General features: G+C 66.7%; 7 protein-coding genes. 2 read left to right on the top strand and 5 right to left on the bottom strand.

All coding sequences use genetic code 11. The features are described 5' to 3' along the window. Positions 1 to 370: 370 nt before the first annotated feature. The 4 genes from C7411_RS37740 to C7411_RS35825 form a co-directional block, all read right to left on the bottom strand. Positions 371 to 547, bottom strand: coding sequence for a hypothetical protein (locus C7411_RS37740; RefSeq protein ID WP_165822969.1), 177 nt, complete (start codon positions 545 to 547; stop codon positions 371 to 373). A 76-nt stretch (positions 548 to 623) separates the two neighbouring features. Then, positions 624 to 1,466 carry a VOC family protein gene (locus C7411_RS35835; RefSeq protein ID WP_110388889.1) on the bottom strand — a complete coding sequence of 281 codons (843 nt, stop codon included), beginning with the start codon at positions 1,464 to 1,466 and terminating at the stop codon, positions 624 to 626. 9 nt (positions 1,467 to 1,475) lie between these two features. Continuing rightward, a complete protein-coding gene (locus C7411_RS35830; protein WP_110388888.1) occupies positions 1,476 to 2,795 on the bottom strand; it encodes an NAD(P)/FAD-dependent oxidoreductase in 1,320 nt (439 codons plus the stop codon). Positions 2,796 to 3,075: 280 nt separating this feature from the next. Further along, positions 3,076 to 4,260 (bottom strand): FUSC family protein, encoded by a 1,185-nt coding sequence (locus C7411_RS35825; RefSeq protein ID WP_110388893.1) that lies wholly within the window; start codon positions 4,258 to 4,260, stop codon positions 3,076 to 3,078. A 304-nt stretch (positions 4,261 to 4,564) separates the two neighbouring features. Here C7411_RS35825 and C7411_RS38695 point away from each other — a divergent pair, with 304 nt between their 5' ends. Next, complete coding sequence (locus C7411_RS38695) at positions 4,565 to 4,714, top strand: DUF1003 domain-containing protein (protein WP_110388892.1); 150 nt, start codon at positions 4,565 to 4,567, stop codon at positions 4,712 to 4,714. A 188-nt stretch (positions 4,715 to 4,902) separates the two neighbouring features. On the opposite strand, the gene C7411_RS35815 is transcribed toward C7411_RS38695, so the two are convergent. Continuing rightward, positions 4,903 to 5,796 (bottom strand): LysR family transcriptional regulator, encoded by an 894-nt coding sequence (locus C7411_RS35815; RefSeq protein ID WP_110388887.1) that lies wholly within the window; start codon positions 5,794 to 5,796, stop codon positions 4,903 to 4,905. A gap of 158 nt (positions 5,797 to 5,954) precedes the next feature. On the opposite strand from C7411_RS35815, the gene C7411_RS35810 reads away from it, so the two are divergent. After that, positions 5,955 to 6,728 (top strand): glucose 1-dehydrogenase, encoded by a 774-nt coding sequence (locus tag C7411_RS35810; RefSeq protein WP_110388886.1) that lies wholly within the window; start codon positions 5,955 to 5,957, stop codon positions 6,726 to 6,728. The last annotated feature ends 128 nt before the right edge of the window (positions 6,729 to 6,856 follow it).

Genomic DNA, 6,856 nt, shown 5'->3' with positions numbered 1-6,856 from the left:
ATCGGGTGCGCCCGCCGTCGTGCGCCCCTCGGATGACGGCATGAAGCCGGTCTACTTCGGCCAGTAATTGCCGCGCGGCCTGCGAGTCTGCGGGCAAGCCGCAAGCCAGGCCGAGCGCGCATGAAGCGCCGGTTCCTGGCGGAACCTCCGGCCGGAGCGCGCGCCCCGCGCCCCGGTCTTGCCCGGACCGCGACGGTCTGGGTCTTTTTCGCAGCGGTGCCGTTCGTCCCCGCACGGCTTGACGCGCCCCTGGCACACGACGCTCAGCGCGAGGAACTTGTCGCCGGCTTCCACGCGCCGTCGCTCACCTGATACAGCGTACAGACGGCATGATTGCGGTCGCCGTTCTGCGCGAACGAAATCGCGCCCGTCACGCCATTGAGCCGCCGAAGCGCGCCTTGTAATGGTTCGCGAAACCGTTGCCGCCGGGCAGGCTTTGAAGCGACGGCCCGTTTTCCCAGGCCATCGCGCCTTCGGCCGCCGGTCCGGCCAGCTTCAGGAAATTGACGTCGGCAACGCCTCCGCCGGCCAGGAACTGCGCCTTCATTCCAGGCACACGACCTCCTTGTCATGAGGTCGTGCCACTCGATACGTGGCGGGTCGAGCGATGGTTCAGCCGGCGTTCATGAAGCCGCGGGGCGTGATCCCTCGACAAAACGTAACGTTACGCCGTGCGCGGGCGCTCCTTCGACGTACACGGCCTCCCCGCTTCGCTGAGCCCTGACGCCGCCACGGTGCAGCACGTCCGCGAGGGCTTCGAGCGATTCGACCGTAAACGTGAGCGCGGAAAAGCATGGCAGCGCGCGTGAAACAGCGGCGGGCGCGGCGCGGTCCAGCCGTACGTCGACCTTGCCGCAGCGAATCAGGCGGCCCGTCTCGCCAAGTCCGGTCGCGCTCGCCGCAAGCACGCGCTCGTAGCGGTCCGTGGCCATCTCCAGCTGCGCGGGTGGAATCGAAATCGTCACGCCAGCAAGACCCGTCACGCCGTTCGGATGCACCGTCTGCCCTGGCTGGTAGACGAGTTCGGGCGTGAGGTGCTCGCACGCAAACACGCGGCCGCCGGGCGTATACGCCACATCGACCTGCGTGATGCGAAAGCTCGCGTCCGCACTGCCCTGCGCGGTCGGCACGGGCCGCGAAAAGCTCGCGGGCGCCTCGACCGGAATGCCGGCGGCGCGCCAGTCGCGATGCAGCGCCTGCGCATCGTCGGTCGCGACGACCATGGCGGCCGCGCCGTCGCCGTGCTCGAGAAAACCGGAGAAGAACGCCGTCACGGGGTGCGGGCGGCGCACCGTGAGCAGTTCGAGATAATCGCCGCCGAACATCGCGCAATGGTTCTCGGAGCCCATCGTGTGATAGCCGCGAGGCGTGAGCGCAAAACCCATTCGCGTGAAGTCGTCGCGGGCGGCGTCGAGGTCGCGCACCGCAATGACGAAATGGTCGATTCCAGACAAGTGCCGTGCCATCGAAAGCTCCTAGTCGCGCCGGTCTTTCCAGCGGTAATAAAGCATCGCGCCGATCGCGAGTCGCTCGACGATCGCATGGGCCGCAATGGGCCGCAGCGTGGAAAACGGCAGCCGCGAGCCGCGCTCGTCGCCGCTTAGCGCAACATCCGCCAGTTCGGCGCCCACGGCCGTCGAAAGCGCGACGCCGCGCCCATTGCAGCCGTACCAGGTGTAGAGCCCGTCGTCGAGTTTCGCAAAGCGAGGCATGCGATCGGGTGTCACCGCGAAATCGCCGTGCCACAGGTACTCGAAACGCAGCGGCAGGCCGTCCAGTTGCGGGAACATGCGCCGCACTCGTGCGCCTATGCGTCGCCGCAACCGGTCCTTGTAGCCGAACGGCACGACGAGCGCGCCACCCGTCACAAGCCGCCCGTTGCGGTCGAAGCGCGCGAAGTGAAGGTCGGACTGCGTGTCGGACATCGCGTGGTCGTGCGGGAGGATCGAGGCGCGCAGGTGCGCCGGCAACGGTTGCGTCGCCATCTGGTACGAGCGCATCGGCAGCAGCGCGTCCGCGATGCCAGGCCACGGCGCGCGCGCCGGCCGCCCCGTATAGCTGTGCGTCGCGATCAGCACCCGCCGGGCCTGCACGCGCGCGTCGCCGTGCGCCGCCACCCAGTGCGCGCCCTGGCGCGTGAGCGAGGAAACCGGCGTGCGCGTGTGGATGCAGGCGCCCGCATCCTGTGCTGCGCGCGCGAGCCCCCGTACAAATGCAAGCGGGTTCAGGTGGCCGCCGGTCATGTTCTGCCAGCCGCCGTACCAGAACGACGAGCCGGTCAGTTCTGCGGTGCGGTCACGGCCGAGCAGTTCCGCCTCGACGCCGCGCCGCCGCCATTGCTCGACACGCGAGCGCGCAAGGCCAAGACGGCTTGCCCGGTGGGCGGGCTGTATCCAGCCGGCCTGTACCGCGCCGCATTCCATGCGGTGCCGCCGCGCCAGATCGAACACGGTATTGGCCGATTCGCCGATCAGCGAGACTAGCGCCTCACCCTTCTCCACGCCATATTCCGCGACGATCGCATCGGGATCGGCTCGCGTCATGGCGGGAATCACCTGCCCGTTGTTGCGCCCGGAAGCGCCCCAGCCAATTTCGGCGGCTTCGAGCACGACCACCCGGCTGCCGCGTTCGGCCGCGCGCAACGCGGCGCTCATGCCAGTGAAACCCGCGCCGATGACGAGCAGGTCCGCGAAGTGCATGCCGGGCGGCAGCGGCGCGGTCGATACCGCCGCAGCGGTCGTGGCCGCCCACAGCGACGGGGGAAAGCGGTCAGAATCGAGATTCGGGTCAGCCATCGCGAGAGTCGGGAATGAAGGATGTCGAGGGCCGGCAAGCGAAACGCGGTTCGTGTGTCGGCACCCGGAAATCTTAACGAGCCCTCGGGAGAAGCCAATTTCTTAATTCCCTTCCACGCTGGGAATTTCTGGAATCCGTATCTAGCGATCAGGTGGAAGCAAGTTTTATTTTCCCTGAGTTGTGAAAACTCGCGATGTAAATACCAGGTTGCGCATTCTGGCGAACGGACGTGCGGCCAGCCTTGCACCCATGCCGGGCATATTCAGGAAGCGCCGCATGTCACTCGCGTTCCAGCACGGCCACTGCGCGGGCGTTCGCGGACGGCATCAGCAACACGGCCACGGCGAGCGAAATCAGGCATCCGGCAAAGACTTCCTCGATACGCAGTTTCGCGAGCGGCATGATGGCGAAACCGAGCTGCCCATAAACAAGGCCCACTAGCATGGTGATAAAGAACACACCGCGCGCATACGCGTGAAGAATGTAATAGGCCCAGCCGAAAACCGACAAGGCCATCGCGGCCACGAGCACCCAGGGCTCTTGCCCGCATACGGTCACGACCAGCACGCTGGCCGCCGCGCCGGTCAACGTGCCCGCAATCCGCTTCATGACGCGCGTGCGCGTGCCTTGATGCGACGTGGTCCCGAGAAAAACGACGAACGTGGTGATGACGGCCCACATCGACCGGTCCTCCGACAACTCGCCGCCCGCCAGCATGGCGAGCAGCGCAGCGAGCGTGGCCACCAGCGCAGGCCGCCATGCGAGCCGGTGAAGCCGGTGCGCGAACATGGTCGCGAGTGGTTGCCAGGTCAGTCGCCCGGTCGGCCGCCCGCTCACGATAAGGTCCGCGAGATAACGCATGGCCGCGCCGGTCCATGCCTTCGCCGCCGCAACGCTGTGGGGCAACGCCTGCATGAACGACGGCAACGGCGCGCCGACGCGCTCCACCGGAATGACGACGCGCCCGACGAACACGACGATGAGCGGCGCAATCGTCATCACGACCAGCATTTGCATGAGCCGCGCGTGGGAAGGATGCAGATAGAGGCCGAGGTAAAAGCAGACCAGCGTGATCAGCGCCGCGCCCACGGCTCGCGCACCGAGCGTCTGGCACAGCATGCCCACGAACACGACCAGCAGCGAGCCGGTTACGCGCAGCGCGGGTTGCGAGGCGACTTCGGCGGCGCCCGCAAACGATGCGAAGGCGCAGAAGTAGAGAATGAGCAGCGAAACGAGCCAGCCCGACACACGCGCTTCGCGCAGAAATAGCGGCGCGATCATCCCGAACAACGCGCCAGGGACGGCGAGTGTCGGCGTGTCGTGATGCTGGAGCGCCCACGCCACGCCAAGGCCCGCCGTCAGCAGGCAAGCGAGCGTCGAGCGCGCGGCCGCGCGCAGGCGCGCGAATTCGGGGTCGTGGACCTGGGCGCGATTGAACGCGCGTGAGCAGGCGGCGGCGATCATGGTCGACGATATCCGTGCATGTCGGCAGCCGGCTTGTGGCCACGTGCCGATGTCCGGGCGCAACAGCCCGGCGTTGAGTGGACGCCTCAGGCGCACTCGTGCCGGGATCTCCGGCCTGGCGTGCGCCCGGCGAGGCGTGCTTCCCGGCCGCGCGCAGGCGGCGTCGAGGGTGCGACGCCCAGCACACGATGCGGGTTTTCCCGGATGATAGCCGATCAAAATGATGTCGATGCCGCAATCGACAAGAATCGCGCGGGCTATCGCAGTCATGTTGCGACACCCGAGGAGTTGATGCGCGGCGACGATCGCAAATGACACGGCGTCGTTCGGCGCGACGTTTCTGCTCGCGCAAACCATCGTCGTCGCGATCTGGATCGCGCTGAACGTGAGCGGCGTCACGCATTTCGACGCCTATCCTTTCGTCCTGCTCAACCTCGCTGTCAGCCTGCAATGAGGGCGGCTTGTTCTTGCGCCGGTCGGTGATCGCTCGATGCCTGCGACCTGGTAGGCGGGGCTCGACGGCATCCGCCTCGTGCGCGACTGGCCCCCACTATAGCGGTTGCCTGAAAAGGTTCGAAACCACGTAATTCGTCAAACATTGGTCTGATTTCGCCGTTCGTGCCAGCGCTCAGGTGCCAGTGGCTATTTCCCCGCTGCGCCGCCGAAGCATGCCGCCATCACGCCGAGCAACGCGCGCTTCGCGGGATTGTCGAGGCCGGTGTACGCGAGCCCGATGCCGGTGCGGTGATCGCGCAGATCGAGCGCACGGGCCACGACTTTGGGCGGCAAGGCCGAGGCGGCCTCGGACGGAATCATGCCGATGCCCATGCCCGCCGCGACCAACGCGAGCATGGTCGTGAATTCGCCCAGTTCCTGGGCGATCTCGAGATCGACGCCCCCGCGCTTGAGCGCGACGAGCAATTCATCATGAAAGCCGGGCGCGTACCTGCGCGCCAGCACGAACGCGGGACAGCCTCGCAGATCCGCCGGCCGGATCAGCGCTTGCGCGGCAAGCGGATGCGCCTCCGGCAACGCCACGACGAAGGGCTCCTCGAGAACCGTGCGAATTTCAAGCCCGGCACTCGCCACGGGCAGGCGTATCAGGCCGAAGTCGAGCTTGTTGTCGTGCAGGGCGGCGATCTGGTCCGGCGTGGGCATGTCCTTCAGTTCGAGCGTCACGAGCGGGTAGCGCTCGTGCATGGTGCGAATGAGGGTGGGCAAGAGCTTGGGCAAGACCGACGAGACGAAGGCGATCCGCAGCGTGCCGATTTCCCCGCGCGCCGAAAGCCGCGCGGTCTGCTCGGCGCGCTGCGCCTGATGCAGCGTGGCGCGGGCTTCCGGCAGAAAGAACCTGCCCGTTTCGCTCAACGCGACCTTGTGCCGGTCGCGCTCCAGCAGCCGCACGTCGAGCTCGTCTTCCAGCGCCTTGATCTGCATGCTCAACGCGGACTGCACGATGCACAGCCGCTGCGCGGCCCTGCCGAAATGCAGTTCCTCGGCGAGCACGACAAAGGCCCGCAGATGCTTCAGTTCCATGTTCACTCCTGCCGGCTTTTGGCACGAATCGTTATCACGATTGGTTATCACGAATCATGATAACAGTGTCACGAAAGACCATTGGCGCGATGGCGGCGCTTCGAGTGAACTACGCGTAACGGAGACAACACAGGCGCGCATGGCGAGCGCCGGGAACCATGAACGAAGCATTGCAACTCTTCAGCCTGAGCGGACGGCGCGCCCTGATCACCGGCTCCGGCCGCGGCATCGGGCTCGCACTCGCACGCGGACTGGCGGGCGCCGGCGCGGCTGTCGTCATCAACGACCGCAACGAGCACAAGGCCGCCGCCGTCGCCGCGCAACTGCGCGAGGCAGGCTTCGACGCGGATATCGCGGTTTTTGATGTGACGAAGCGCGAAGAGGTCAACGCCGCGATCGACGCGGCCGAGGCGCGCATCGGCGCCATCGATATTCTCGTGAACAACGCCGGCGTCCAGCGCCGGGCGCCGCTCGAAACGTTCGAAGCCGACGACTGGAACGCGTTGTTGCGCGTGAATCTCGACGGCGCGTTCCATGTGTCGCAGGCGCTCGCGCGGCACATGCTCGCGCGCGGGCGCGGGAAGATCATCAACATCTGCTCGGTGCAAGGCGAACTGGCGCGGCCCGGCATTGCGCCCTATGCGGCCTCCAAAGGCGCAATCCGCATGCTCACCAAGGGCATGTGCGCGGATTGGGCCGGCCGCGGCATTCAGGCCAACGCGCTTGCGCCCGGCTACTTCGCGACCGATCTGAACCGCGCGCTCGTCGACGACCCCGAGTTCTCGAACTGGATTAGCAAGCGCACGCCGGCGGGGCGTTGGGGCCGCGTGGAGGAACTGTGCGGGGCCGCGGTGTTTCTGGCGTCGTCGGCATCGGACTTCGTCAACGGGCAAACGCTCTTTGTCGACGGCGGCCTGACCAGCGTGGTGTGAGTTCACCGCGCACGCATCTGCGCGACACCGGCGAGCGGATCGCGTTAAGCGGCGGCCCGTCGTCGCTACGCACGATGCCGCGCTGAAATCACCACCTGCCGCACATTCGTTTTTATCGTCAACATCCA

Origin of the sequence: Paraburkholderia silvatlantica (assembly GCF_003096715.1) — a bacterium.
GTDB lineage: Bacteria > Pseudomonadota > Gammaproteobacteria > Burkholderiales > Burkholderiaceae > Paraburkholderia > Paraburkholderia silvatlantica.
This window is presented reverse-complemented; position numbering and strand designations above follow the sequence as displayed.

Excerpts from the sequence above, each read along its gene's own strand:
- C7411_RS37740 (WP_165822969.1), bottom strand. The coding sequence starts at position 547 with ATGAAGGCGCAGTTCCTGGCCGGCGGAGGCGTTGCCGACGTCAATTTC.
- C7411_RS35835 (WP_110388889.1), bottom strand. The coding sequence starts at position 1,466 with ATGGCACGGCACTTGTCTGGAATCGACCATTTCGTCATTGCGGTGCGC.
- C7411_RS35830 (WP_110388888.1), bottom strand. The coding sequence starts at position 2,795 with ATGGCTGACCCGAATCTCGATTCTGACCGCTTTCCCCCGTCGCTGTGG.
- C7411_RS35825 (WP_110388893.1), bottom strand. The coding sequence starts at position 4,260 with ATGATCGCCGCCGCCTGCTCACGCGCGTTCAATCGCGCCCAGGTCCAC.
- C7411_RS35815 (WP_110388887.1), bottom strand. The coding sequence starts at position 5,796 with ATGGAACTGAAGCATCTGCGGGCCTTTGTCGTGCTCGCCGAGGAACTG.
- C7411_RS35810 (WP_110388886.1), top strand. The coding sequence starts at position 5,955 with ATGAACGAAGCATTGCAACTCTTCAGCCTGAGCGGACGGCGCGCCCTG.